Consider the following 26,004-nt stretch of genomic DNA (forward strand, 5'->3'; position numbering starts at 1 on the left):
TTTCCCGACAGCCGCCGATCTCATCGATAGGCAAGGTTACTTCACACGACCACCTCAGGAGACGCCGAAATGCGGGTGCCCTCAGCCATTCTTGCAGCGACCGCGATACTCGGTCTTTCCGCAATTGCCCTGGCGCAAGGCGTCGTCGAACGCCCCGAAGGCGAGGAGCCGCTCGTCTATCTGGCGAAAGGCGCGTTCGATATCCTCGCAGTGCTTCCGCCCGCGCCGCAGCGGGACGACCCGCGCTGGCAGGCGGACCGCGCGATCTTCCGCCAGACGCGCGCGTTGGTCGGCTCGCCGCGCTGGCGACTGGCGACCAACGACGTAAAGCTCGGCACGGGCGACATGATGCGCGATTTCAGTTGCGCCATGGGGGTCGAGCTCACGCCCGCCAACGCACCGCTGACCGCGCGCCTGATCGAGAAAGCCGGTTCCGACACCGCGCGCAACACCGGCATCGCGAAGTCATTCTACAAGCGACAGCGCCCCTATCTGATCGACAAAGGCGCGGTATGCCAGCCGGTCGGCGAATTGCAGGGAAGTTACGACTATCCGTCGGGACATACCACGGCGGGGTGGACATGGGCGACCTTGCTGGCAGAACTCGCACCCGACCGCGCGACCTCCATCCTCGCACGCGGTCGCGCGTTCGGGCAAAGCCGCATCGTCTGTGGCGCGCATAACGCCAGTGCGGTGGAAGCCGGCCGATTGTCGGCGAGCGCCACGCTGACCGCGCTGTCGTCGTCGCCCGCGTTCCAGGCGGATCTCGCGGCGGCGCGGACCGAGCTATCGGCGCTACGACAATCCCCAGCCGCTGCCCGTCCGGCGGCTGCCGGCTGTGCCGCAGAACGGGCGCTGATCGCTCGGCCTATTTTAGGTTAGACGCCTATTCGGGTCGGGTGAGTCCCCGTGGTTCACCGGGTAAAGGCATGTGGCGGCAGTCGAATTGCGAGAACAATCGAGTGCGAGGGCAGCACGCAGTAAGACCATCTGAACGCTCGCCTCGCGCAAACTGCGCGCACGCTGGGTAGGGCGTTTCGTAGTCCCCGTTATAATTCCAGCGGCTCGGACGCAGCCCGCTGACCGGCGTCACGAGGCGACAGCCTTATGTAATTTTCGTGCGCTCTGCCGCTACCCAGTGAAAATAGTACAAATTCACCGGTGTTCATGCCACCGATTGTGTCATTTCCATCACTATGGTGCGCTGTTCGTTACACGCCAGCTTTGCTGCTTTACATGACAGATACGTTACCTCACTTCTCTCCCCATAGTCCTGATCAGCCGCGCCGCGGCGGTCGGGACACATCGTTTCGGACGGATCGTCAAAGCGACCGTTCGGGGCCACTGGGGGGAAATTATTTCATGATCTCGACATCTCGTTCGACCTCGAAGGCGATCCTGCTCGCGGCCGCTACGCCGCTGGCATTCATTCTTTCGACGGCCACCGGTTTCGCACAGGATGCGACCACCACCACCGACGCTTCGGCAACCGCGCCGGCTCCAGCCACGATCGCACCGCAGGATACCAAGGCCGAGCCGGCCGATGCGACCGGTCAGGAGATCGTCGTCACCGGTTCGCTGTTCCGCCGGACCGATACCGAGACGCCGTCGCCGGTCACCGTGCTGACCACGCAGACGCTGCAGCGCGCGGGTATCACCAACATCAACGACGCGGTGCGTTCGATCTCCGCGGATGGCGCCGGCTCGATCTCGACCGGCTTCCAGAACGGCTTCTCGGCCGGTGGTGCCGCCGTGTCGTTGCGCGGTCTCGGCGTGTCGTCGACGCTGGTGCTTATCGACGGGCTGCGCTCGACCAACTTCCCGCTCAACGATGACGGCCACAACGCCTATGTCGATCTGAACTCGATCCCGTTCAGCGCGGTCGAGCGGATCGAAGTGCTGAAGGACGGCGCGTCGTCGAGCTATGGCGCCGACGCGATCGGCGGCGTCGTCAACATCATCATGAAGAAGCACGTCGTCGGCGTGTCGGGCACTGCCGAGGGCGGCATTTCGGAACTCGGCGACGGTGGCCGCTACCGCGCCAACCTGACCGCCGGTATCGGCGACTATGACCGCCAGGGGTTCAACTTCTACGTCAACGGTGAGTATCAGAAGGACACGGCGATCTCGGTCAGCGATCGCAAGTTCCCCTTCAACACGCTCGATCTGAGCTCGATCGGTGGCATCGACGGCAACCCCAACGATAACGCGCTCCCTCAGAGCACAATCAACGCCCTTGTCGTGCGGACCAGTCAGACTGATCTCAATAACCCGTACGCTGGCGGACGGACGGCCGCGGCGAATGGCACTTACGTCAATGCGGCAGGGCAGACGGTTCCCTACAGCAATTTTACATCGCTGAATCTCAATTGCGGCAACGGCAGCTACACTGTCACGACCGGGGGGTCGCGCGGTACGGCTTGCAAACACGATAACACCACCGAATATGTCCAGATCCAGCCGGCGCAGGAGCGGTACGCGTTCTCGAGCCGCCTCAGCCTGAAGATCTCCGACAACATCGAAGGCTATGTGTCGGGCAGCTATTCGCACAACCAGGTCGTCACCAAGACGCGCCCACCCAGCGCTATCCGCCAGACGCAGCCTTATGGTGCGTCGCCGGCCCTGGCCTCGAACAACCCGGGCGTCGTCCTGCCGGTGTATGTCTGCTCGGCGGGCATCAACTGCGTGACCGCCGCCGATCGTCAGCTCAACCCGAACAACCCGTATGCGACCGCCTTTGCCAACGATCCGAGCAACGGCGCGGCACGCATCTATTATCTGTTCGGCGATTTGCCCGCGAGCCAGATCCGCACCAACGAAGTCATCCGTGGGGCCGCCGGCCTGCGCGGCACCTTCGAGGGCGGCTGGAACTGGCAGGTCGATGCGGTCGGCGCGAAGGACAATCTGAACATCGACTCGCTCGGCGTGATCAACATCGCGGGGCTTAAGCAGGCGATCAACACCGGCGCCTACAACTTCGTCAATCCGTCGGCGAACAGCCAGGCAACGCGCGATCTCGTCGCGCCGCGCTTCTCGGTCGGGTCGCACACCTCGCTCGCCTCGCTCGACGCGTCGATCAGCAAGCAGCTGTTCGACCTGCCGGGTGGCCCGCTTCAGGTCGCCGTCGGTGGTCAGATCCGTCACGAGGTCGAGGAGAACAACAGCCTCAACGCCAACCTCGATCGCTACGCCAACACCTCGGCGGCGTTCGGGTCGCACACCGTGTCCGCAGGCTATTTCGAGATCAACGCTCCGGTCCTCAGCACGCTGGAGATCAACGGGTCGGGCCGCTACGATCATTATTCGGAAGGCTTCAGCAATTTCTCGCCGAAGATCGGTGCGAAGTTCACGCCGATCAAGCAGATCGCGGTCCGCGGCACCTATTCGAAGGGCTTCCGCGCACCGACGTTCGCCGAGAACAACGCACGCTCGAGCTACGCCGGGTTCGTGACGGTAACGCCGCCGTGCAGCTTCATCCTCGCCCATGGCGGCACCGGAACGCTGACGTCGTGCCAGGCCAACGGCAACCCGTACAATCTGGCCTACAGCCTGGGTTCGGGTTTCACCGGCAACCCCGACCTGAAGCCTGAGAAGTCGCGCAGCTTCACCGGCGGCGTCGTGATCGAGCCGACCCCCTGGTTCAGCTTCACGGTCGACTACTACAACATCAAGAAGACCAACGTGATCGTCACGGGGCCGCAGTCTTCCGATGCCCGGGCCGCCTATTTCGCCGGTACGCCGCTGCCCGCCGGCTACACGGTATCGGCGGTCGACGCGATCGATCCGCTCTTTCCGGCCGCGCTGCCCCGCGTGCTCATCATCAACGCGCCGTACGTCAACGCGGCGAGCCAGTCGGTGTCGGGCATCGATCTGGGCGCGAACGTCAATGTCCCGCTCGGCGGCGAAGCGCGTTTCATCAGCCGCATCGATGTGACTCGCCTGTTCAAGTACAACGTCGACAATGGCGACGGGGTCGTCCAGAAATATGCCGGTACGCTTGGACCATACGAGCTGTCGTCGGGTGCAGGCACGCCGCGTATCCGTGGCAACTGGCAGAACACGCTGCAGTTCGGTGCATTCTCGCTGACCGCGACGACCTATTACGTGTCGCGGATCAAGGCGGTGGCCGCAGATGAGGTCGCTCCCGACGACGCCGGCAACATCGACTTGAGCTGCGCGAACAACCTGTACGGAACGGGCGACAAGTTCTGCTACATCAAGCGCTTCATCTATGCCGATCTGAACATGTCGGTCGAAGTGAACGACAAGTTCTCGTTCAACTTCAACGTCGGCAATTTCACTAACGAGAAGGCACCGGTCGCGCCGGCGTCGTATTCGGGGACCAACTACCTGCCGACCTGGCATTATGCCGGTGTCATCGGTCGTACGTTCCGCGCTGGGGCGAACTTCAAGTTCTAACCCTCGCTTGTCGAGAACAAGAAAGGCGGCCTTCTCGCGAGGGCCGCCTTTTCTGTTGGATGGGGGCACGTCGCGTGGCGACGGATCGCCGCCGATACACCCAGCCTTAGCGCTACAGGCGGAGGCGCACGATCAGTTCGCAGTCTCCTTGCGGGCGCCGACAATCATCCGGCGTGCGATCCGGCGAACACCTTCGTCATCCTTGGTATCGTCGGTGGCAGGATCGCCGAGGTGATCCAGACTGTCTTCCATGAAGTCGAGCAGCCCGGGATGCTGTGCCTCGACATATTCCATCAGCTTGAACAGCAGGTGCTCGGTCGCGATCTCGCGCTGGCGGGCGCTTACGGCAGTGGCGTCGGTCATTGTCATCTCCCTCAGATGGAAGCGAAAACGTGCCCGGTACGATAAGGAGCCGGACGGTCGACGAGACGTGGCCCCGAACGGTCGAACAGTCGAACAGTCGACCGGGCTTACCGTCCCGAACGACGCGAACCCGGTCCATCGGCGGTAGCCGGCGCGCCAGCCGCATCGGCCGCGGCCGCGCGGCGTTCGGCACGCGCGTGTTCGCGGAGGAAGTCGCCGACGCCGCGATCGGTGCTGCACAGACGGTCCCAATGCCGGAAATACAGGCCGTAGTTGCACGCGTAGAGCTCATGATGCCGCTGGTGATGGCTGGCGGTGATCAGCCAGCCGCCAAGCCGTCCCGACCACATGAACTTCGGGAAAATCTCCCACCCCATGTGGTTGGTGACGCCCATCACCGTCATGATCGTCAGGATCACAGCGAGGGCGCTGATATGGATTGGTACGAAGAAGACCAGCAACGGGATCACTACCGCGCCGGTCAGCGCCTCGATCGGATGGAACGCCATCGCCGCCCAGGCGGTGGGCGGTCGGCTGGCATGATGCAGCGCATGCGCGAGCTTGAACGGCGCGGGCCGGTGCATCCAGCGATGCGTCCAGTAGAACCACGCGTCGTGGAGCAGCAGATAGAGCAGCACCGAGACCGGCCAGTACCAGAGCGGGTACGCGTGGATGTTGGAATAGACGCGGGTCCAGCCGCGATGCTGCCAGCCCCAGGCAACCACGCCGGCCGGGATGCCGTAGATCGCCGCCGAGGCGAGGCTCCAGACGATCTCGCGTCGGACCTGCGGGTCGAGGCCGAGATACAGACCCGGATGTTTCCGGCGCGTCGCCCAGGCGAAGGCGCCCGAGACGGCGAGATAGCGGACACCGACGATCACGGTCATCGCGATCGCGGACAGTAGAATGGCCAGCATCATAGCGCGCGTCGTGCCGGTTCGGGGTGGCCGGTGCGCACCGTCAGGGCGCGACGTCGGGCGGGCAGGCCCCACCACGGCGTACCGGGCGACAGATGATGTTCGTGGTGATAGCCGCCGAAATGAAAGCACGTCAGCAGCGACAGCAGCGGCGGGATTTTAGCGCTGTGCGCGTGATGGTGGTCGGCAAACGGCTCGTCGCGCTCGCGGTGCGGCAGCCAGGTGCCGAACACGAACAACTGCAACACCGCACCGAGTGCGGGCACCGCCCAGAACACCACGATATTTCCCAGCGGTGCGCCCAGTACGAGCGTGTAGACCAATGCGACGAGCGTGATGCGGACGATCTGCCCGTGCGAATAATAGGTGCGGAAGAACTGCCGGAACCACCCCAGCAAACTCGGATCGCCGCCATGGAAATCGGGATCGCTCGCGGTGCCGGCATGGCGATGATGGAGGTGATGCTGCGGCAGCAAGGTCGCGTAGGAAAGGCAGGCGTACAGCGAGAGACAGGTTGCGCCGGTCAGGCGGTTCAGCCGCGGATAGCCAGGCGCCAACGCGCCGTGCATCGAATCATGCGCTACGATGAACAGGCCGGTGCTGAGCCAAGTCTGCACGACCACCATCACGACGGCGATCGGCACGGTGGCCAGACTCCACCGCCAAAAGAAGATTCCGGTGATGTGGATCGCGAGCCACACCGCAACGATCGCCGCGGCGAGCGACAGGCCGATCCACGCCTGATGCCGAGCCGCAGCGCCGGGCGAGGACGCGGGTAGGGGCGATGCGACGCTCACTGATCCGCCGCAACCGAGCGGGGGGCGACCGACGGTGTTGCCGACTGCACCGACGGTGCCGCCGGCTGCGACCGTGCGACGCGTCGCTGGGGATCGGCATTGGCGCGCAACTGCGCCTTCAGCACGGCCGGCTTGCGCGCGAACAGGAACCCGTGGCTGACCGTGCCGTCTTTGCCCTCAACCGCGTGGTGAAGCCGGTGCGCCTGGAGCAGTCGCTTGAAATAGCCCTGTTTGGGCACCCAGCGAAACCCGCCGCGCTGATGCACCAGCATGTCGTGGACGAACGCGTAGATCCCGCCATAGACGGTGATGCCGAGCGCGCCCCACCAGAGCGGCTCCCACCACAGGCCGACGACGAACAGCATGATCGGGACGATCGCGAACACGATGGCGTAATAGTCGTTCTTCTCGAACCACCCGTCATGCTCTTCGTGATGCGATTTATGCCAGCCCCAACCCCAGCCGTGCATCACGTATTTGTGCGCTGCCCAGGCGAAGCACTCCATGAACAGCACCATGCCGGCGACGATCGCGAGCTTCTCGACCCACGACATCAGCGTCTGGCCCCGTGATCGGCCGATCGATGCGACGATTTCATCATCCGCTCCATATACGCGCTAAGGCGTTGCGATGCGAGGCATTGCGCCCAGAATATCGGTTGCTCGCTGAGGTCGGCGAGCGGTCGTCTTTGAAGCGGCAAGACACAAGTTGAGTTCCGTGCTCGGCGCACCGTTGCCGGCATTTGGTATTGCTACCGCCTTGTCACAAAAACGATACCAAAGACTATCATAGGTTGGCCCAGCTTTTGGCTGGGTGGGAAATAATGATGACCCGTATTCTCGTGTCGCGCGTGGCCTTGGCCACCGCGCTCTCTACTAGCGTGCTCGTCGCACAGCCCGCTTTTGCGCAGACTGCGACAACTCCCACGGTTCCCGCAGCCGGCCAAGGTGGCGGAGATACGAACGGTGACGACATCGTTGTTACGGGCCGCGCCGGTACCGAAGGCCAGCGCAAGGTCGAGACGAGCTACGCCATCTCGACGATCTCCGACCGCGATCTCCGACTGCGCGCGCCGGTCGGGGTGGCCGAAGCGCTCAAGCAGGTGCCGGGGTTCTACACCACGCCGACCTCGGGCGAAGTCAGCGCGGGCGTCCGCGTCCGCGGCATCCCGAGCGACGGGTTCCAGACCGTCGCGCTGCTGGAAGATGGGATCCCGATCCAGGGCGATCCCGGGCTCGGCTGGCTCAACGGCGACCAGTCGCTGCGGGTCGACCAGACCGTCGAGCGGATCGAAGTCGTGCGCGGCGGACCGTCGGCGATCTTCTATTCCAACGCCCCCGGCGCGGCGATCAACTTCATTTCGCGGCGCGGCGGCGATACGCTCGAGGGGCTGATCCGCTACGAAGGATCGAGCTACAATTCGAACCGCGTCGACGGCTGGCTTGGTGGCCCGATCGGCAACACCGGCTGGCATTTCTTCACCGGGGGTTATTACCGGCTGTCCGACGGCCAGCACCATTCGGGTTTCAGGCAGGACCAAGGCGGGCAGATCCGCGCCACGCTGTCGCGCGATTTCGATCGCGGGTCGGTGTCGTTCGGCGTCAAGCGCATCGACGAACGCGTCGGCTATTGGGGCGGCGGCATCTACACCAGCAACGCCGATGGCGACGTCGTCAGCGTTCCCGGCCTCGACAACCGTAAGGACAATATCGCCGGCCCGGACACGCGGCATCTGACGTTTCGGAATCCCAATGGCCCGATCGCATTCGACAATGCGGTCGGCAGCACGGTCCGGCTGACACAGCTCAGCGCGCAAGCCGAATACCAGCTGACCGACACGATCAAGCTCCAGCAGAACACGCGCTACCGTGACAGCTTCACGCAGCGCAACAGCATCACGCCGTACAATGTATCGCCGGCGAAAACCTTCCTGAACGCGAATTACGGCAAGGCGATCAACGCCTCGGCGGGGCAGACGCTCGGGCTGTTCTACCGCGACAGTGGCAATGCGTTCGATATTGCTAACCAGAACGGCAACGGGCTCGCGCTGGTCGATCTCGCGCGGACGCATACCGTGCCGCTGAGCGAGTTCATCAACGACACGCGCATCGTCGGCAAGCTCGACCTGCTTGGCCATCACGATCTCGCCATCGGCTTCTATTATGCGCGCGAGAACGAGCGATATGGCGCGAACACAGCGTCGGTGCTGACCGACGTCAAGAACCATGCCGACCTGCTCGACGTCTACCGGCTCGACGCCAGCGGCAACAAGCTCGCGTCGCTGACCGAAGGCGGCATCGTCGGCTACGGCGCCGAGTTCGCCAACGCCAACGGCATTTCGGACAACGTCGCGGTCTATGCGAGCGACGAGTGGCAGATCACGCCGAAACTGCGGTTCGACGGCGGCGTCCGCTATGAACGGATCAAGACAAGCGGTGCGGTCGAGGGCGCGCAAAAGGTCAATCTGGGGCAGAGCCCGACGCTTGCCGATGACTCGGTCGGGACAGGCACAGGCGTCTTCACGCCGTTTTCCCGCAAATATGACGGGTTCGCCTGGACGGCGGGCGCCAATTACCAGTTCCAGCCCTATGTCGGCGCGTTCGTCCGCTATACCGACACGTTCCGGCTGCCGGCAGTCTCCAACTTCATCACCAATGCGGGCGCGACGCCGGTGGTGCAGACGCTCAACATGCTGGAGGGCGGGATCAAATACTCGCGCGGCCCGGTCGATTTCTACGCGACCGGCTTCCGCACCGTCTACAACAGCTACCAGATCAGCGATTTCCGCACGCTTGCCAACGGCCTGTTGTCGCCGGTGACGGTGTACGGCGACACGATCACCAAGGGCATCGAGCTGGAAGCGACGATCCGCCCGGTCGCGTGGTTCGACCTGCACGGATCCTGGACCTACCAAGACTCACGCTTCTCCGATTTCATCTACACCAACAGCGCAGGCGTGCTCACCGACTATTCGCACCACCGTCTGAACGGCATCCCCGAGAACATTTTTCGCGTGACCCCTGGTGTAACGCTGTTCGGCGACACGCTCCGCGTGCAGGCCGACGTCAATTATTCCGGCCAGCTCTATACCGACGTCGCCAACAAGATCAGCCTGCCGTCCTATGTCAGCGTCGACCTGCAGGCGCAGGTCAACGTCACGCCGAAGCTCCAGCTTCAGCTGATCGCGCAGAACATCACCAACACGCTCGGCCTGACCAACGGCAATCCGCGCGCGGGGACGATCGACAGCAGCGAAGCGGGGCAGGCGGTCTTCATCGGCAGCTCGCTCTACCAGCGCAACGTCCGCGCCGCCGTCAGCTACCGCTTCTAAGACGGAAGGACCCCACCATGCTCGATCGTCTCGCGCTCGTCGCGCTCCTGTTTGTATCCTCCTCGGCAGACGCGGCTGCTCCTGTTGCCGTCGATCCGAAGATCCCGCCGGTGGCAAGCCTGGCCGAGGGGGTATGGCTGAAGGGCGATCTCCATCTCCATTCGCGCCACAGCAAGGATTCGAGCAACAACCCAGAGGTGAAGATCATCCGTTTCGCCGAAAACGCCGGGTTCGATTATCTCGCGATCACCGATCACGACAATCACGTCCACGGCGACGTCGCGCACAACACCTGGTCAGACCCCGAGTTCACGTCGAAGTCGGTGATCCTGCTGTACGGTGCGGAATGGACGACGGTGCGCGGCCACGGCAACGTCTTCTCGGCCAAGCCCTATGATCACCAGCGCCTGTTCGACGTCGAGGACGAGCGCGATGCAAAGATCCTCGCGGTCAAGAAATCGCTCGATATCCATCTGTCGGCCAACCACCCGAGCGGCAAGGATCATTTCGGCTTCTCCTACGACATGGTCGATTCGATCGAGGTCTGGAATTCGGCGGTCTGGCCGACCAACCTCAACGCGATGATGATCTGGGACGATATGCTCCGATCGGGTCGCAAGCTCACCGGGCGCGGCGGGAGCGATTCGCACCACGGTATCCCCGATACCGCCGCACAGACCGTGCCCAACAGCGTCCAGGCGACCGCCAATTATGTCGGTACGCCGACGACCTGGGTGTTTGCGAAGACGCGCACCGCGCAGGGCGTGATCGATGCACTGGGCAACGGGCGCGTTTCGGTCAGCGCCAACCCCGACGATCCGCGCGTCGAGCTGATGGCCGATCGCGATGGCGACGGCAGGATGGACATGATGATGGGCGACAATGCGGTGCCGACCGGCAAGCCGGTGACGTTTCAGGTCAAGCTTGTCGGTGGCGGCATCAAGGGCGCGGCGTACAAGATCAAGGTGGTCAAGGACGGCGAGGATTTCGGCGCCTATACCAGCGATCCCGCGACCGGATCGGCGACCTTCACCGACACCCCGCCGATCCACGGCCGCGCCTATTATCGCGTCACCGTCGAAGGGCCGCAGACGCCCTATCCGCAGGTGCCCAATTCGATGGCGCTCAGCGGCAACATGGTCGCGCTGTCGAACCCGATCTTCTTCAACTTCGACCCGAAATTCTAGCGCGGGGTGAGGCCCGCAACCCGATCGGGGAAGAAGCGCCCACGATCAGGCGATCCAGTTCTGCATGCAGGTCGGCTGGGCGTGGGTCGCAGCGGTGTAGGCCGTGTGTAGAACCTCACAGGTTCGCGCCGCCGACGCAGATGTCGCGGCGATAGCGGCGAGCCAGCGGTTACCGCTCCTAGCCGTCCGACCGTAAGCGCCGCCGTCATCAAGAGCGTCGATTTAACAATTCCCGGGCGTTTCGGTACGTCGGCGTGTCGTCGATATTCTGAAGAGGCGAACAGCGACCAGTTTGTCGCCGCCGGTCACCATTTACAGGCGACCGGCGGTATTCCCGGCTGTTACATCTTCATCGTCAGGCTGAACTGGAACACGCGGCCGGTGTTCATGTAGCCGCCGTTGCGGTCGTTCGAGATGTAGCGTTCCGACTTGCCCACCGTCGCCCAATAGGTGTGCTGGTCGAGCAGGTTGCGCGCCGCCACGCCGATTTCGAGGTTTTCGGTGGCGGCGAAGGCGAGGCCGAAGTTCATCTCGCCGATCGGCTGGACGTAGATGTCGGGCTGGCTGTCCTGCACGGTCGCGAGAAAACGCCCCGTGTAGTTGTACGACAGGTTGGTGCGGAACTGGCCGGCGGCGTAGAAGATCTCGGCGTTGTAGATCAGGTTGGGTGCCTGCGGCAGGGTCGATTTCCGGATGTCGGTCGCCGAGATCTGATAGTTCGCTTCGGTGTGCTGGTACGTGATGTTGCCGCCGACCCCGAAATTGCCGAGGAAGTTCGAGGCAAGTATGTCGCCGATCGTGAAGCGACCCGACGCTTCGATACCCCGCGCGTTGCCGTCGCGGCCGTTGGCGGGCTGGATCGTCGTCACCGATCCGACGGTGTCGCCGATCGAGCGCGTCCCGGTCGGCACGAGGATGTTCTTGAGCGTCTTGTAATAGAGCGCGACCTGGAGGTAGCGGCCGACGCCGCCATAATATTCCACGCCCGCGTCATAGCTCCACGCCTCGACCGGTTTCAGGTTCGGGTTGGGCCGGGTGACGGTGATGTTGCCGCTGGAATCGGCCTCGCTCCGCTGGGTCGGGCCGGCGAGCTGGTCGAAGGCCGGGCGCGCATAGCTCGATCGCACCGCACCGCGCACGACGAACCGCGCGTCGGGCTTCCATGCCGCCAGCAGGCTGGGGTCGAGATGATCGTAGTCGCGTCCGGCATTGACGAAAGTGCCGCCGACGCCGTTCGCATTTGTCGAGAAATACCGCGCCCGGAAGCTGTTGTCCTCGTACCGCAGCCCCGGAATCACTTCCAGCGTCCCGATCGTCAGCGTCGCCGTCGCATAGGCCGCCTCGCGCTTTTCGTTGCCCTTCAGCAGTCCCTGGTTGATCACCGTCGGTGATACGAGCGACTGGTTCACATACTGGCTGACCTGGGAATCGAGCTGGCTGCGGTCGAGGACCTTGATCCCGCGCGACGGATAATAATCGAGGAAGTCGGTCAGCACATAGCCGTTATACTGGTTGATTGTCGGCCCCTGCACGGTGCCGTTCTGGAGCGGCGTCAGGAACCGGTAGCGCGTGACGTCGGGCGCCAGCGAGCGACCGTCGCGATCCGAATCCTCGTACAGCCCGCCGATCGCGATGTTGGTCAGCACGCCGGTGCTGTCCCAGCCGATGCTGCCCTTCACGGTCTTCTTGATCTCCGACAGATAGTCGTAACCCTGCTGGATGTAGAGCTGGCTCGGCCGGTCGAGCGACGCGACATAGGCGCTCGCTCCTGACGACAGCACCGGCCGCGGCGATTTGGGATTGGACAGGTCGACGACGACGCCCTGCGTCGCGGCGCCGGTGTTGTTCGCCGCGCCATTATAAGCGATCCCGCGGAACGCCGCCTCGATCCGCTGCGGCTGATCGAAGCGACCGTCGGCATACGCGCCTTCGAGCGAGGCGGTGAAGCCGTTCCAGTGAGCCTTGCCACCCAGCTGCGCGGAGAACAGCTCCTGCTCGACGTCCTCGGTACGGAAATAGCTGGCCGGGTTGATACCGAGCGGTGTGTAGATTCCCGCGGCGTTGTACGCCTGCGTCGTGCCGCCGCCGGTCAGGGTACGGACCGGGTTGGAGTTGGTCTGGCCGCGCGTCAGTTCGTTGCGCAGCCCCGTCTGGTTCATCGTGTTGGTGTTGAGATAGGTCGCGTAATTCACCCGCGCGAATAGCTCGACCGGGTCGCCGTGATAGTCGAGCGAGCCGGTCGCGCCGTAGCGCTTGATCTCGTTGTTGTAGAAATTCCACTGGACGCCGTCGGCCGACAGCGCGTTCCCGTTGGCGCGGGGCGTGCCGACGTTGAAGGCGGTGGTCTTGTAGTCGTTCTGCACCGCAGTCGATTCCGCGGCGTTGGCGCGCTCCTCGTAATAGCCCGCGACATAGACGCCGAACTGGTGGTCGCTGCCGAAACGCCGCGCGGCGTCGATGCCGACCGCGCCTCCGAACCCCTTCTGCTTGCGGTCGAGCGCGAGCTGTGCGCCTTGGGCGAGGACGCGAGCGCGCGTGAAGTCGGTCGAGAAGTCGAACGCAGTCGGTGTCCGCAGGTCGATGATGCCGGCGATCGAGTCCGAATCCTTGGCTGCCCCAGGAGTCTTGTCGACCGCGATCGCGCCGACCGCGAACGGCGAGAACAGGTTGAGCGAGATCGCGCGCGAGCTGCCAGCGACCTGCGGCAGGCGCAGGCCGTCGAGCGTGTAGGCGTTGTAACCGGTGTCGAACCCGCGGATCGAGACATATTGCGCTTCGCCGGTGGCGCTCTGGTTGCGGCCCTGGTCGCGGCTTACCGAGATGCCGGGCAGCTGCTTGGCGAGATCCGCGATCCCGGTCTGCGAATGGATCGCGACGTCGCCGGTGGTGACGATGTCGATGACGCCGACCGCGTCATGCTCCTCGGCGAGCGCGGTTTGCTGACGGCGGCCGTTGACGACGATGTCGCCCGTTATCGCCTCGCTGACGGTCTCCTTCGGCAGTGTGTCGTCGGTCGTCGTGGCGGCCGGGCTGGTCTGCGCGAACGCAGCCGTGCCGGGGAGGGCGACGATCGCAGCAGCCAGCGCCCCGCCGGCGACGTGGGTCAAAAGGGCAAGCGCGCGCGATCGCTGCCGGCGTACCGGCATCGGGAGTGTCGTGTTCATGGTTTCCCCCCTGGGATGGTTGGGCGGACTGGCACGTCCGTTGACCGGGCAGCTAGGACCGATTCGATACCGTTTTATGACAGGATCGTATAATTGTACGTGTTTGGTTATATTTTACGCTACGGAACGAGCGGATGCGCGCCTGCGATCAGTCGCGCTTATCCGCCGCTGATCGAACACTGCAATATCCGATGCCGCCCGATCGAAAGCGGTTATAGTGACCCGATGACACCGACGACCGACACCTTGGCAGACCTTGGTTGGACCGCGCATTTCAGCGAGCAGATTTCCGAAGAGGAGGCACAGCACTGCCATCCGGTCCGCGTGATGGCGGTCCACCGCGGCAAGATCGCGGTGGCGGGCGAGGGGTCGCGCGACTTCGTCTCGCCCTATATCCCCGGCGCGCAGCCGACCGACGACCACCCGACGGTCGGCGACTGGCTGCTGTTCGACGATGCGATGCGGCATCCAATCCGCGTGCTGCAACGGGTAAACCTGTTCAAGCGACGCTCGCCTGCCGATCCGCGCAAGGACCAGATGATCGCGGCCAACGTCGATACGGTGTTCATCGTCGCGTCGTGCAACCAGGATTTCAGCGTTGCGCGGCTGGAGCGGTATCTGGTGCTGGCGCGCGAGGTCGGCGTGCAGCCGGTCGTGGTGCTGACCAAGTCCGACCTGACCGATACGCCGGAGACGTTCGCGGCGGCGGCGCGTGCGATCGAACCGGGTCTGCTGGTCGAGACGGTCAACGGCCGCGACCCGGCCGACGTCGCGCGTCTCGCGGCGTGGTGCGGTCCGGGCAAGACGGTGGCGTTTCTCGGATCGTCGGGCGTCGGCAAGTCCACGCTCGTCAATACGTTGCGCGGCTCCGACAGCATTGCGACGCAGGCGATACGCGCCATCGACGGCACCGGGCGCCACACCACGACGGTGCGCGAGATGCATCGGCTCGAACAGGGAGGGTGGCTGCTCGACCTGCCGGGTATGCGCGAGCTGCAACTGTCCGAGGCAGCCTCGGGCATTGCCGAGGTCTTCGACGATTTCACCCTGGTCGCGCAGGAGTGCCGCTTCTCGGACTGTTCGCACCGGGTGGAACCGGGCTGCGCGATCCAGGCGGCGATTGCTGCGGGGACGCTGACCCCGGAGCGGTTCGACCGCTGGCGCAGGCTCGCGGCGGAGGAAAAGGGACCCGTGTCGACCGGCGGTCGGCGGCGATCCTAAGCGTGCGTCATGCCAAGGTTCGGCGTGTTCCGGTCTCTGCCGCTACGTCGATACCGTGTTGAACGATGCCAACCCTTCGCGCCGTCCCGCGCTGCATTTCGTGGGCTTTCGCGGTGACGAATATTCGCGTGCGATCCGTGTCTTCGGGCCGCCGGACTTCATCCATGTCGGATGGGACAGCTGGGCTAAGCTGGACGTGGCGGCCGGCGACATCGTAGTGTTCGCACGCGGCACGTTCGACGATCCGCCGTCCGCCTACAGTTTCCCGGATATCTACGAAGCGCCAGACGACGCGTCCGCCTGACAGGCTTACTTGCGCTTCCGCTTGACCGCGGTGCTTCCGCACGGAAATTTCGCCCGCAACGCGTTACGCACGACGAAGGATGGCGCATCGGTCCATTGCTCGTCGTGCATCCGCAGGTATCGACGGACCGACGCGACGGTCTCCAGCGTCGAGGCGCTCGCGGGTTTCGGACATATCTGGCGCGCCTGCGACAGGGTGTCGAACGCACCGATGATATAGCCGGTGCAGAAGGTGGCGGCAGGATCGGTGTCCTTGCCGCGACAGTCGCTGACCAGTTGCTCGGTCGTCAGCGAACTGACCACGACCGGCGCTTTCGATGCGGCGAGTGCGGCAATCATCAACAGGAGCATGCGGTTCTTCTCTTCGATCGAGCGGGTATGACGGTCATGCAGCGGGGTCGCTTTGCGCCGCGCCGTCGAGATACGGCAGCAGGCGGAGGCGGGGGAATACCTCGTCCAGCGTCTTCGTGTCCGGCAGGATGTAGACGACGCCGCCCGCCTTCTTGAACAGCGGGCTGAGCTTGCGCGTATAGAAGGGCGTGCCGACGTTGACGCAGCCGAACGAGATCCGGTTGTCGTCGGGCGACGGCGACAGGAGTCGCTGGACGCGCTTCTCTTTCTTGTTCGTGGTGATGACCGCGTGGATCGCGACGGAATTGGCGTAGTCCACCCAGAGCACGCGCTCATGGCCGAACGCGCGACCGAACTTGGCGACATACCGACCAGCGGGCGTCGTCCGTTCGGCGGGGCCGATGTCTTCGAGCTTCTTGGCCCCGACCCCCGGGGTCGAATCGTCGCCGATTCCGATGCCGAGCAGGACGGGCGTCTGTCCGAGCAACGTGCCGTCTGCCTTGAACAAATAGAGCAAAGCGGCGGGCTTATCGATGACGATATAGGGGAGGGCGGCGTTGTCCTGTGCGGCCTTGACCCACGCCATCACCCGAGATGCCGATCCGGTCGGAATAGGCACGGGCACCGGGGGAGCAACGCTCGCGACCTTCCGTTTTGAAGGTGGGCGTTTTGCAGATGCGCCTTTTGCAGACGCGCCTTTTACCGACGGGCGCTTGGCAGGCCCGGTTTTCGCGTTCGCCGCTTTCTTGGCAGGTCGAGTGCTGGCGTCGGCAGTCTGGGCATTCGCGAGGCAAGGTGCCGCCGCAAGCGACACCAAGACGGCGACCCGAAACGCACAAGAAAACGGCTCTGACGCCATCGTTCGAAGATTGATCATTCGACGATTTAGCAGAGCCGTTTTCCGTTACAAGTGCCGGTTACCCGGCATTAGGTGTTCGGCGATCAGCCGCGCGGCTTGCGCGCCCGCTGCTTCTGGAGCTGCTGCATCTGCTGGTCGACGCCATCGACGCGGCCGTTGAGCTGGTCGATCCGCTGACCATTCTGCTGTGCCTGGCCGGCTGCAGCCTGGGCCTGGGTCAGCGCCTGGCCGGATACGCCCTCGACCGTGCGCAGACGTCCGTCGATGCCGTCGATGCGGGTGTTCACCGTGGCGATCTGATCGTTGACATAGCCCTTGGTCGCGCAGCCGCCGAGGCCGACCGAACCGAGCAGGATCATCGCAACTGCCGAACGCTTTGCAAAGTTAGAATTCATTCCCTCACCTCATCTGTAGTGGTATTTCCCGGCGACCAAGGTCCCGGCCCGATCCGTTTGGCAATTCGTTTTGGCTGAAATGTGTCCGTTACGGGTCCAATCGAAGGAGCGATTTTGCACAAAACGCGGCGCGTCCGACGGCGGTTTCGCGGTTCCGGCGTCGTGGCAGCGAATACTTCGTCAGGCCGTATCTCATTGGCACCGCATCGTTTTCCATGGGCCGCGGTCGTAGGGTGTGCATCGTCACGGCGTCCATCCGCCGCCTTCGACCCGGGTCGGGGCGTTTACCCCTGATCGTTTGCGCCGTTTTCGAACCACTCCGCATAGGGCGTGTTGGCGACCATGCGGCGGTTGAGATCCGGCGTGCCGTCCTGCCACCAGACCGGTCCGCGTTCGCCGAGCGCGACCTTCGCACGATCGACGTTCGCCCGCGCCTCCGCCAACGCCGCCTTGTCGGCCTTGCGCAACGCGAACCCCACCGCGCGTCTGGCCTGCATCAGCTCGGCGACCAGCGCGGTACGGCGATCCTCGGACAGTGAGGGATCGGCGCGACGCCATAGCCTGCCGCGGACGACGAAGTAGCGGCCGTCCGGGGTTACCGGATGAACGTCCGCGGGCACGCCTCAGCGGGTCTTCTTGGCGGGCGACGCGGTGAAATCGGGATCCTTCTTCGCGACCCAGTCGACGAACTTGCGGATGGTCGGGTTGGCGAGCAGGCTGTCGACATCCATCCCGGCGCGCTGCAGTTCCGAATTGGAGAAATTGGTGGTCAGCGTCTGCTGACAGACCGGATGCATCGGCACGACGTCGCGTCCACCGCGGCTTTTCGGCACCGGGTGATGCCAGACGATCGTCGTCCCGGTCGGGCGGCCGCACAACCAGCATGGCACCGCTGGCGGAACGTCCTGCTCCTCCGCTGCCTGCGGATCTTCATAGGGCATGTGTTTCGAATGCTTGCGGGCCATTGTGTACCTGAACTGTCTCGACGGGCGCTTCCGACGGGTGTGGTTCAAAGCCGTTCCGTTCGTGTCGCGCAAGCAGGCTTTGCGTGAAAGGTTGCGCGCGCTGCATCTCTACCGACGTGAAACGCGTTTGCGTCCTGTCCGTCGTTCGATCGACAGCGATCATTCAAATTGCCTGGAGCCGTCATATGCCGAAGACCGTCATCGCCGACCTGTTCGCCGAAACGCTGCATCTGGCCGGGGTCGAGCGCATCTACGGGGTGGTCGGCGACAGCCTCAACGGGCTGAGCGACAGCTTGCGGCGCCAGGGCAAGATCGAGTGGATCCATATGCGCAACGAGGAGGCGGCCGCGTTCGCCGCGGGTGCCGAGGCGCAATTGACCGGTCGGCTAGCGGTCTGCGCCGGGTCGTGCGGCCCCGGCAACATGCATCTGATCAACGGCCTGTACGACTGCAACCGGACCCGGGTGCCGGTGCTGGCGATCGCCGCACAGATCCCGAGCGGCGAGATCGGCTCGAACTATTTCCAGGAAACGCGTCCCGAGGCGCTCTTCCGCGAATGCAGCGTGTATTGCGAGACGATCTCCGACGCCGACCAGATGCCGCGCACGCTCGAAACCGCGATCCGCGCCGCCGTCGGCCATCGCGGTGTCTCGGTCGTCGCAATGCCGGGCGATGTCGCGTTGCGCTCCACCACCGGAACGCTGGCGCGGTCGGCGGGCGCCTTGTTGCCGTCGCGCGCGACGACGGTCCCCGCGGACGCCGATATCGCCGAACTGGCCACGCTCCTGAACGGCGCCGGCAAGGTGACGATCCTCGCCGGCCGCGGGTGTCGGACCGCGCACGCCGAACTGCTCGAAGTCGCCGAGCGGCTCCAGGCGCCGATCGTCCACGCGCTCGGCGGCAAGGAGTTCGTCGAATACGACAACCCCTATGATGTCGGCATGACCGGGTTGATCGGCTTTTCGAGCGGGTACGATGCGATGATGGGCTGCGACGTGTTGCTGATGCTCGGCACCGACTTTCCCTACCGCCAATTCTATCCGGTCGACGCCAAGGTCGCGCAGATCGACCTGCTTCCCGAAAATCTCGGACGGCGGACCGCGATCGATATCGGGCTGGTCGGCGATGTCGGCGCGACGCTCGCGGCGCTGATGCCGCACCTGACCGGCGCCCGCGACGGCGCGTTCCTGAAATCCGCGCGCGACAATTACGCCGACGCGCGCAAGGGGCTCGACGAACTCGCCGACGGAACGCCCGGCAGCGGCGTGATCCATCCCCAGCACGTCGCCCGCGTCGTCAGTGAGGTCGCGGCGGACGATGCGGTGTTCGCCTGCGACGTCGGCACGCCGACGATCTGGGCGGCGCGCTATCTGAAGATGAACGGGCGGCGCCGGCTGATCGGATCGTTCAACCACGGATCGATGGCCAACGCTCTGCCGCAGGCGGTCGGCGTGCAGGCCAGCTTCCCGGATCGTCAGGTCGTCACGCTGTCGGGTGATGGCGGTCTGGCGATGCTGATGGGCGAATTGCTGACCGTCCGTCAGCTCGGGCTGCCGGTGAAGATCATCGTCTTCAACAATGGTACTTTGGGCTTCGTCGAGATGGAGATGAAGGCGGCGGGGCTGGTCGAGACAGGCGTCGCGCTCGACAATCCCGATTTCGCGGCGATGGCGCGCGCGATCGGGATCCACGGCGTACGGATCACCGATCCGGGCGAGGTGGAGGCCGGCGTCCGCGACGTGCTGGCGCATCCGGGCCCTGCGCTGCTCGATGCGGTGACGGCGCGCACCGAACTATCGATGCCGCCAAAGATCACGCTCGAGCAGATGAAGGGCTTCACGCTCTACATGGCCAAGGCGATCATCAGCGGTCGCGGCGATTCGGTCGTCGAACTCGGCAAGACCAACGTCGGTCTACTGAAGCGCCTGTTCTGATCGGACGGGACGCGCGTCACTGGTAGCGCGCGGTCCGGTCGAAGCCGCTGTTCGTCTTGGCCATCTTGACGAGCTTGCGGACGTAGGACCGGACGTGGCGGTCGAACCGCGTATCGTCATACACGCCGCGCCAGATGAACTCGTCACGGTTGAGCAGTGCCTTCAGGTCGGCGGCAAAGCGCTTCTGGTCGGCCGCCGAGTCCTTCGCCTGCATCAGCGTGCAGACCATCTCCTCGGCGGTTGCCTTGTCGCAGTCGTCCTGCTGGCCATAGCCGCCGCGTTCGGCGACGACCTGATCGGACCGCGCCGCGGCAATCCGGGCGTCGAGCCATTTGCGCACCTGTGCCGCGTCCCAGTCGGTCGGATTCGTGTCTGCCATTGCTCGTTCCTGATTGCGGTGCCGCTCGCGAGACCGTCGGTCTCTTCTTATGTGCGGGCTGCATACCGCGTGCGACGCGCTTTGTAAGATAGCGTCGTACATTGCGTGCCAAGACGCTGGTGGATCGTATGAAACTCGCCTATACCGCTCGGTATGAAATTGACCTGGCCGCGTTCGAAGCGTGCGCATGGGTTGCAGGTAGGAGAGTGCGATGCCGATACTCGTCAATGGATCGGCGGTCGCTCTGCCCGACGATCCCCGCGTCTCGCTGCTCGATCTGTTGCGCGAGAGGCTGCACCTCTCCGGCACGAAGAAGGGCTGCAACCAGGGCGCATGTGGCGCGTGCACGGTGCTGGTCGACGGTGAGCGTATCCTGTCGTGCCTCGCGCTGGCGGTCCAGTATGACGGGCGTCGGGTCACGACGATCGAGGGGTTGTCGGACGGGAATGCGCTGCACCCGTTGCAACAGGCGTTCATCGACCATGACGGGTTCCAGTGCGGCTATTGCACGCCTGGCCAGATATGTTCGGCGATCGGCATGGCAGCGGAGGCGAAGCGCGGCGTACCGAGCAACGTCAGCGCGGATCTCACCGCGGATGTGCAACTGACGCGCGAGGAATTGCAGGAGCGGATGAGCGGCAATCTGTGCCGATGCGGCGCGCATAACGGGATCATCGATGCGATCCGCGAAACCGTGGCGGCGGAGATGGCGGCATGACCCCCTTTTCCTATGCGCGGGCCGGCAATACCGCCGAAGCGCTCCGTCTCGGCCATGCGGAAACTGCGGCCTATCTTGGCGGCGGGACCAATCTGGTCGACCTGATGCGCGAGACGGTCGCCAAGCCCGACACGCTTGTCGACGTCACCGGGCTGTCCGACGCGATCACCGAGACGGCGGATGGTGGGCTGCTGATCGGCGCGGCGGTGCGCAATACCGCGCTCGCCGAGCATGCTGGGGTACGCGCGCGCTATCCGATGCTGTCGCGGGCGATCCTGGCAGGGGCGTCGGCGCAGATCCGCAACATGGCGACGGTCGGCGGCAATCTGCTCCAGCGCACCCGCTGCACCTATTTCTACGACACCGACGGTTCGCGTTGTAACAAGCGCGTGCCCGGCGAGGGCTGCGATGCGGTCGGGGGCTTCACGCGTATCCATGCAATTCTGGGTGCATCTGAGGCCTGCGTCGCGACGCATCCGTCCGACCTGTGCGTTGCGCTCGCCGCACTCAATGCGGTCGTCCATGTCAAGGGCCGCGGTGGCGCGCGTACGCTTCCGTTCGTCGAACTGCACCGCCTGCCGGGCGATCGTCCCGATCTCGACACGGTGCTCGCGGCGGGCGACCTGATCACCGCGATCGAACTGCCCGCGATGCCGTTCGCGGCGACCTCGACCTATCGCAAGGTTCGCGATCGGGCGAGCTATGCCTTCGCATTGATCTCGGTCGCGGCGGCGCTCGACGTGGTCGACGGGCAGGTGAGGGACGTGCGTATCGCGCTCGGCGGCGTGGCGCACAAGCCGTGGCGCGCGACCAAGGCGGAGGCGCTGCTGCGTGGTGGCCCGGCGACCGAGGCGGCGTTTCGTGCAGCCGCGATCGCCGAACTCGCCGACGCCAGGCCGCTCCACGACAACGGCTTCAAGATCGAACTCGCGAAACGGACGATCGTCGCCGTCCTTGGCGACCTGGGAGTATCCGCATGAGCATCGTCGATACCGTCAAGCAGACCGCGCAGGGTCTGGTGCAGGGTGCGGTCAGCAAATTGGTCCCGCTCGCGCCGGACAGCTGGGTTCCCGGCGGCGTTCCCGATCCGCTGATCGCGCGTCAGCACGGCCTGATCGGTACATCGGTGTCGCGACTGGATGGTCCGTTGAAGGTTAAGGGCGCGGCGCGGTTCGCGGCCGAATTCGCGCTCGACGACATGGTCTATGCGGCGCTGGCGTTCGCGACGATCCCGCGCGGGCGGATCGCGACGCTCGACGTGGCGGCGGCGGAGGCTTCGGCTGGCGTCGTCGCGGTGATGACGTATCGCAATGCGCCGCGGATGAACCAGCCCGCAGTGTTCGGGTCCGGACCGACCGCGGCGGCGCCCGCCGACCTGCCGATCATGCAGGACGATCGCGTCGCCTGGAACGGGCAGCCGATCGCGGTGGTCCTGGCCGAAACGCAGGAACAGGCCGACCACGCCGCGTCGCTGATCGTCGCGACCTACGACGTAGAGCCATCGATCACGTCGTTTGCGGCGGCGAAGGCCAAGGGCGCCGAGCCGGCAACCTTCATGGGCCAACCGCTGTCGAACACGATCGGCGATGCCGACGCCATGCTGGCGGCCGCCTCGCACAAGGTCGACCACATCTATCGGACGCCGCGGCACAACCACAACGCGATCGAGCCGCACGCCGCGACGATCGCTTGGGTGGGGGACGAGCTGATTATCCACGACGCCAGCCAGCTAGTGACGATGGCGGCGGCAACGATCGCCGACGTATTCGACCTGAACGCCGAGCAGGTCCGCGTGACTTCGCCGTATGTCGGTGGAGGATTTGGCGGCAAGTGCCTGTGGGATCACCAGATCCTCGGCGCCGCGGCCGCCAGGCTGGTCGGACGCCCGGTCCGTATCGTGCTGACCCGAGAGGGCGTCTACCGGGGCGTTGGCGGACGTACGCTGACCGAGCAGCGCGTCGCGATCGGTGCGGATGCGGATGGCCATTTCCAGGCGCTGATCCACGCCGGGACGACCGCGGATACGCCGCACAACCACATGCCCGAACCGTTCATCCTCGGTACGCGCGCGGGCTATGCCGCCGACAGTATCAAGCTGTCGGTCGACGTCGTGAAGATCGACATGCTCGCCAACACGTTCATGCGCGCGCCCGGCGAGTCGGTCGGGACGTTCGCGCTGGAATCAGCGATCGACGAACTCGCGGTCGACCTCGGCATCGATCCGATCGATTTGCGTCTCCGCAACGAGCCGGAGATGGATCCGACGTCGGGCCTGCCGTTCTCGTCGCGGCACATTGTCGAGGCGTGGCGTGCTGGGGCGGATGCGTTCGGCTGGGCCGACCGTGCGCTGCCCGGCGCGCGACGCGAGGGCGAATGGCTGATCGGAATGGGCTGCGCGACCGGGACCTATCCCTATTACCGGATGCCGGGGGCGGCAGCGCGGATCACGCTCGACCGCGCGGGCAAGGCGCTGGTCGAAGTCGCTGCGCACGAAATGGGGATGGGGACGTCGACGACCACGACGATGGTCGCCGCGGAACGGCTCGGGCTGCCGCTCGATGCGGTCGAGGTTCGCTATGGCGATTCGATCATTCCCGGGTCGATCCTCGCGGGTGGATCGCAGCAGACGGCCGCGATCGGCGGCGCGGTGATCGCCGCGCATAACGCGCTGGTGGCGGAGTTGTTGAAACTCGCCGGCAACGATTCACCGCTTGCCGGGCTGTCGCCGGACGAGGTCGGCAGCGAGGATGGCGGGCTCGCCAAGCTCGACGATCCGGCGCGACGCGAGTCCTACGCCTCGATCCTCGGCCGGGCGCAGCGCGATGCGGTGACCGTTTCGGCCGAGGGATCGCCGCCACTCGAACAGATGCACTGGTCGATGCACTCGCATAGCGCGATCTTCTGCGAGGTCCACGTCAACGCGGTGACGGGGGAGGTGCGCGTCACTCGCTTCCTCGGGTCGTTCGATTGCGGCCGGATCCTCAATCCGAAGACCGCGCGCAGCCAGTTCCGCGGCGGCATGATCATGGGCCTCGGCCTAGCGCTGATGGAAGAGACCGATTTCGACGAACGCAACGGCCGGATCATGAACCCCAGTCTCGCCGAGTACCACATGCCGGTGCATCTCGACGTCCCCGAGATCGAGGTGATCTGGACCGACATCGCCGACCCGCACACGCCGATGGGTGCGCACGGAATCGGCGAGATCGGCATCACCGGGGTAGCCGCAGCGGTCGCGAACGCGGTCTATAACGCGACCGGAACGCGGGTTCGCGATCTGCCGATCACGCTAGACAAATTGCTGGTCTGAAGCGACGCGGCCTGAACTCAATGCCGGTGTTTGGTCTCCGGCATCGCGAAGAAATAGAGCGCGAGGCCTAGTCCGGCGACGACCGCAAGCGTTAGGAAACCGGCGGTATAACCGGCGCTGACGATGATCGCGCCAGCTAGTGAGGCCGACAGCGCTGCGCCCAGGCCTTGTGCGCTCGCGACCGCGCCCTGGCTGACGTTGAAGCGCCCGGTGCGCTTGGTCAAGTCGGCGATCACCACCGGGAACAGCGCGCCGAAGATGCCCGCGCCAATGCCGTCTAGCGCCTGGACCCCGACCAGCCACCACGGGTCGTTCGACACGGTGTAGAGCGCACCGCGTGCAGCGAGGAACGCGAAGGCGACGAGGAAGAGCGGCTTTGTGCCCCATTTCTCGGTGTTGCGACCGACGACGATCGCGACCGGCACCATCATCAATTGCGCGGCGACGATGCAGGCGGCGGTCAGCGATGTCGCCTGGTCCTTGCCGACCGTGCGCGAGAGAAGCTGGCTGACCGACGTCAGCATCGCGGCATTGGCGAGGTGGAACAGGAATGCGGTCACCGCGAAGATCATCAGCGGCTTGTTCTCGATCAGTGCCTTCCAGCCGCTCGGTTCCTCGCAATCGTCGTCCGGTTCGCAGTCGAGACCCCGCGCGACCGCGTTGTCGATCGCGCCGTTGTCGATCCGCGACGCGGTGACGATGCTCGCGACGGTCAGTCCGCCCATCAACCAGAATACGACGACGGGGCCGAACTTCCATGCCAGCACGCCGGCCAGAGCGGCGGATACCGCGTTGCCCGCATGATTGAAGGCTTCGTTCCGCCCGACGCGCTTGGCGAAGAGCTTTGGTCCGACCAGCCCGAGCGTGATCGCCGAGATCGCCGGTGCGAACACGGCACCCGCGACCGCGGCGACCGATTGGGTGATCGCCACGACCGTAAAACCCGTGACGATCGGCAGCGAGATGCTGCTGAGCGTGACCAGCAACGCGGCGATCATCACGATCCGCGGCTTGTTCCTGGCGCGATCGATCAGGCTGCCCGCGGGCGTCTGAGAGATCAGACCGACGATGCCGGCGATCGTCAGGACTGCGCCGACGGTCGCCTCGTTCCAGCCATGCGCCGGCCCGCGCACCGCCAGCAGGTAGATGGCGAGATATGGCCCCAGCCCATCGCGTACGTCGGCGAGGAAGAAGTTCAGCGCATCGAGCGTCCTAGTCTGGACGGATGTGCCGCCTTGTTCGTCCCGCGTGTCCGTTGCGGAAGGCGCATCCGTCATAGCCATGAGAATTCCTGAAACTTGCTGTCGAGCGCCCGACATTGTCCGCGAACCGGCCGTCGTCGGATCGTTAACTCGACCGATGCCTGGAAAGTTTCGACGATTGTATAATAT

22 protein-coding genes are annotated in these 26,004 nt (G+C 64.8%); 10 read left to right on the forward strand and 12 right to left on the reverse strand.

Translation table 11 applies throughout. The features are described from left to right. The first annotated feature begins 69 nt into the window (after window positions 1–69). Both C8J47_RS06230 and C8J47_RS06235 read left to right on the forward strand, forming a co-directional pair. A complete protein-coding gene (locus C8J47_RS06230; protein ID WP_121884924.1) occupies window positions 70–882 on the forward strand; it encodes a phosphatase PAP2 family protein in 813 nt (270 codons plus the stop codon). A gap of 480 nt (window positions 883–1,362) precedes the next feature. After that, complete coding sequence (locus C8J47_RS06235) at window positions 1,363–4,419, forward strand: TonB-dependent receptor domain-containing protein (RefSeq protein ID WP_121884925.1); 3,057 nt, start codon at window positions 1,363–1,365, stop codon at window positions 4,417–4,419. Window positions 4,420–4,551: 132 nt separating this feature from the next. On the opposite strand, the gene C8J47_RS06240 is transcribed toward C8J47_RS06235, so the two are convergent. The 4 genes from C8J47_RS06240 to C8J47_RS06255 all read right to left on the reverse strand — a co-directional run bounded on the left by C8J47_RS06240 (window position 4,552) and on the right by C8J47_RS06255 (window position 7,050). Continuing rightward, window positions 4,552–4,782, reverse strand: a complete 231-nt coding sequence (locus C8J47_RS06240) for a hypothetical protein (RefSeq protein WP_060525327.1) — start codon at window positions 4,780–4,782, stop codon at window positions 4,552–4,554. A gap of 107 nt (window positions 4,783–4,889) precedes the next feature. Further along, window positions 4,890–5,702: a sterol desaturase family protein gene (locus C8J47_RS06245; RefSeq protein ID WP_121884926.1), complete on the reverse strand. Its 813-nt coding sequence runs from the start codon at window positions 5,700–5,702 to the stop codon at window positions 4,890–4,892. Next, the gene (locus C8J47_RS06250) at window positions 5,699–6,496 is read right to left on the reverse strand and encodes a fatty acid desaturase (RefSeq protein WP_259467400.1); all 798 of its coding nucleotides are present in this window, start codon (window positions 6,494–6,496) and stop codon (window positions 5,699–5,701) included. Before C8J47_RS06250 ends, C8J47_RS06245 begins: the two co-directional genes overlap by 4 nt. Further along, window positions 6,493–7,050, reverse strand: a complete 558-nt coding sequence (locus tag C8J47_RS06255) for a sterol desaturase family protein (protein WP_121884927.1) — start codon at window positions 7,048–7,050, stop codon at window positions 6,493–6,495. Before C8J47_RS06255 ends, C8J47_RS06250 begins: the two co-directional genes overlap by 4 nt. Before the next feature lie 269 nt (window positions 7,051–7,319). On the opposite strand from C8J47_RS06255, the gene C8J47_RS06260 reads away from it, so the two are divergent. After that, entirely contained in the window at window positions 7,320–9,827 is a 2,508-nt protein-coding gene (locus C8J47_RS06260) for a TonB-dependent receptor (RefSeq protein ID WP_121884928.1), read from the forward strand. Window positions 9,828–9,844: 17 nt separating this feature from the next. After that, a complete protein-coding gene (locus C8J47_RS06265) occupies window positions 9,845–11,014 on the forward strand; it encodes a CehA/McbA family metallohydrolase (RefSeq protein ID WP_121884929.1) in 1,170 nt (389 codons plus the stop codon). A gap of 341 nt (window positions 11,015–11,355) precedes the next feature. Here the strand turns inward: C8J47_RS06265 and C8J47_RS06270 are convergent, their stop codons facing one another. Then, complete coding sequence (locus tag C8J47_RS06270; RefSeq protein ID WP_121884930.1) at window positions 11,356–14,178, reverse strand: TonB-dependent receptor; 2,823 nt, start codon at window positions 14,176–14,178, stop codon at window positions 11,356–11,358. A gap of 225 nt (window positions 14,179–14,403) precedes the next feature. Here C8J47_RS06270 and rsgA point away from each other — a divergent pair, with 225 nt between their 5' ends. Both rsgA and C8J47_RS06280 read left to right on the forward strand, forming a co-directional pair. Continuing rightward, entirely contained in the window at window positions 14,404–15,399 is a 996-nt protein-coding gene (rsgA, locus tag C8J47_RS06275; protein ID WP_121884931.1) for a ribosome small subunit-dependent GTPase A, read from the forward strand. A 58-nt stretch (window positions 15,400–15,457) separates the two neighbouring features. Then, a complete protein-coding gene (locus C8J47_RS06280) occupies window positions 15,458–15,703 on the forward strand; it encodes a hypothetical protein (RefSeq protein WP_259467401.1) in 246 nt (81 codons plus the stop codon). A 5-nt stretch (window positions 15,704–15,708) separates the two neighbouring features. On the opposite strand, the gene C8J47_RS06285 is transcribed toward C8J47_RS06280, so the two are convergent. The 5 genes from C8J47_RS06285 to C8J47_RS06305 form a co-directional block, all read right to left on the reverse strand. Beyond that, a complete protein-coding gene (locus tag C8J47_RS06285; protein WP_121884932.1) occupies window positions 15,709–16,053 on the reverse strand; it encodes a Rap1a/Tai family immunity protein in 345 nt (114 codons plus the stop codon). A 34-nt stretch (window positions 16,054–16,087) separates the two neighbouring features. Then, complete coding sequence (locus C8J47_RS06290; protein ID WP_259467402.1) at window positions 16,088–16,678, reverse strand: L,D-transpeptidase; 591 nt, start codon at window positions 16,676–16,678, stop codon at window positions 16,088–16,090. 317 nt (window positions 16,679–16,995) lie between these two features. Then, entirely contained in the window at window positions 16,996–17,307 is a 312-nt protein-coding gene (locus tag C8J47_RS06295) for a hypothetical protein (RefSeq protein ID WP_259467403.1), read from the reverse strand. Between the two features lie 284 nt (window positions 17,308–17,591). Continuing rightward, complete coding sequence (locus C8J47_RS06300; RefSeq protein ID WP_121884934.1) at window positions 17,592–17,927, reverse strand: hypothetical protein; 336 nt, start codon at window positions 17,925–17,927, stop codon at window positions 17,592–17,594. A 3-nt stretch (window positions 17,928–17,930) separates the two neighbouring features. Then, entirely contained in the window at window positions 17,931–18,272 is a 342-nt protein-coding gene (locus C8J47_RS06305) for a hypothetical protein (RefSeq protein WP_121884935.1), read from the reverse strand. Between the two features lie 185 nt (window positions 18,273–18,457). Between C8J47_RS06305 and poxB the strand changes: the two genes are divergently transcribed. Beyond that, window positions 18,458–20,206, forward strand: a complete 1,749-nt coding sequence (gene poxB / locus C8J47_RS06310) for a ubiquinone-dependent pyruvate dehydrogenase (protein WP_121884936.1) — start codon at window positions 18,458–18,460, stop codon at window positions 20,204–20,206. Window positions 20,207–20,222: 16 nt separating this feature from the next. Here the strand turns inward: poxB and C8J47_RS06315 are convergent, their stop codons facing one another. Further along, on the reverse strand, window positions 20,223–20,585 hold the full coding sequence (locus tag C8J47_RS06315; RefSeq protein ID WP_121884937.1) for a hypothetical protein: 363 nt from the start codon (window positions 20,583–20,585) through the stop codon (window positions 20,223–20,225). Window positions 20,586–20,796: 211 nt separating this feature from the next. On the opposite strand from C8J47_RS06315, the gene C8J47_RS06320 reads away from it, so the two are divergent. The 3 genes from C8J47_RS06320 to C8J47_RS06330 are packed head-to-tail and all read left to right on the forward strand — an operon-like array spanning window position 20,797 to window position 24,613. Next, a complete protein-coding gene (locus C8J47_RS06320) occupies window positions 20,797–21,303 on the forward strand; it encodes a 2Fe-2S iron-sulfur cluster-binding protein (RefSeq protein WP_121884938.1) in 507 nt (168 codons plus the stop codon). Then, window positions 21,300–22,283, forward strand: a complete 984-nt coding sequence (locus C8J47_RS06325) for a xanthine dehydrogenase family protein subunit M (RefSeq protein ID WP_121884939.1) — start codon at window positions 21,300–21,302, stop codon at window positions 22,281–22,283. Before C8J47_RS06320 ends, C8J47_RS06325 begins: the two co-directional genes overlap by 4 nt. Beyond that, window positions 22,280–24,613, forward strand: a complete 2,334-nt coding sequence (locus C8J47_RS06330; RefSeq protein ID WP_121884940.1) for a xanthine dehydrogenase family protein molybdopterin-binding subunit — start codon at window positions 22,280–22,282, stop codon at window positions 24,611–24,613. The genes C8J47_RS06325 and C8J47_RS06330 overlap by 4 nt, the downstream gene beginning before the upstream one ends. 17 nt (window positions 24,614–24,630) lie before the next feature. On the opposite strand, the gene C8J47_RS06335 is transcribed toward C8J47_RS06330, so the two are convergent. Continuing rightward, the gene (locus C8J47_RS06335; protein WP_259467404.1) at window positions 24,631–25,896 is read right to left on the reverse strand and encodes an MFS transporter; all 1,266 of its coding nucleotides are present in this window, start codon (window positions 25,894–25,896) and stop codon (window positions 24,631–24,633) included. Between the last annotated feature and the right edge of the window lie 108 nt (window positions 25,897–26,004).

It is taken from the genome of Sphingomonas sp. PP-F2F-G114-C0414 (genome assembly GCF_003688595.1).
Classification (GTDB): domain Bacteria; phylum Pseudomonadota; class Alphaproteobacteria; order Sphingomonadales; family Sphingomonadaceae; genus Sphingomonas.

Coding starts and splice junctions, on each gene's coding strand:
- C8J47_RS06230 (WP_121884924.1), top strand. CDS start 70: ATGCGGGTGCCCTCAGCCATTCTTGCAGCGACCGCGATACTCGGTCTT.
- C8J47_RS06235 (WP_121884925.1), top strand. CDS start 1,363: ATGATCTCGACATCTCGTTCGACCTCGAAGGCGATCCTGCTCGCGGCC.
- C8J47_RS06240 (WP_060525327.1), bottom strand. CDS start 4,782: ATGACCGACGCCACTGCCGTAAGCGCCCGCCAGCGCGAGATCGCGACC.
- C8J47_RS06245 (WP_121884926.1), bottom strand. CDS start 5,702: ATGATGCTGGCCATTCTACTGTCCGCGATCGCGATGACCGTGATCGTC.
- C8J47_RS06255 (WP_121884927.1), bottom strand. CDS start 7,050: ATGTCGTGGGTCGAGAAGCTCGCGATCGTCGCCGGCATGGTGCTGTTC.
- C8J47_RS06260 (WP_121884928.1), top strand. CDS start 7,320: ATGATGACCCGTATTCTCGTGTCGCGCGTGGCCTTGGCCACCGCGCTC.
- C8J47_RS06265 (WP_121884929.1), top strand. CDS start 9,845: ATGCTCGATCGTCTCGCGCTCGTCGCGCTCCTGTTTGTATCCTCCTCG.
- C8J47_RS06270 (WP_121884930.1), bottom strand. CDS start 14,178: ATGAACACGACACTCCCGATGCCGGTACGCCGGCAGCGATCGCGCGCG.
- rsgA (WP_121884931.1), top strand. CDS start 14,404: ATGACACCGACGACCGACACCTTGGCAGACCTTGGTTGGACCGCGCAT.
- C8J47_RS06285 (WP_121884932.1), bottom strand. CDS start 16,053: ATGCTCCTGTTGATGATTGCCGCACTCGCCGCATCGAAAGCGCCGGTC.
- C8J47_RS06295 (WP_259467403.1), bottom strand. CDS start 17,307: ATGAATTCTAACTTTGCAAAGCGTTCGGCAGTTGCGATGATCCTGCTC.
- C8J47_RS06305 (WP_121884935.1), bottom strand. CDS start 18,272: ATGGCCCGCAAGCATTCGAAACACATGCCCTATGAAGATCCGCAGGCA.
- poxB (WP_121884936.1), top strand. CDS start 18,458: ATGCCGAAGACCGTCATCGCCGACCTGTTCGCCGAAACGCTGCATCTG.
- C8J47_RS06315 (WP_121884937.1), bottom strand. CDS start 20,585: ATGGCAGACACGAATCCGACCGACTGGGACGCGGCACAGGTGCGCAAA.
- C8J47_RS06320 (WP_121884938.1), top strand. CDS start 20,797: ATGCCGATACTCGTCAATGGATCGGCGGTCGCTCTGCCCGACGATCCC.
- C8J47_RS06325 (WP_121884939.1), top strand. CDS start 21,300: ATGACCCCCTTTTCCTATGCGCGGGCCGGCAATACCGCCGAAGCGCTC.
- C8J47_RS06330 (WP_121884940.1), top strand. CDS start 22,280: ATGAGCATCGTCGATACCGTCAAGCAGACCGCGCAGGGTCTGGTGCAG.
- C8J47_RS06335 (WP_259467404.1), bottom strand. CDS start 25,896: ATGGCTATGACGGATGCGCCTTCCGCAACGGACACGCGGGACGAACAA.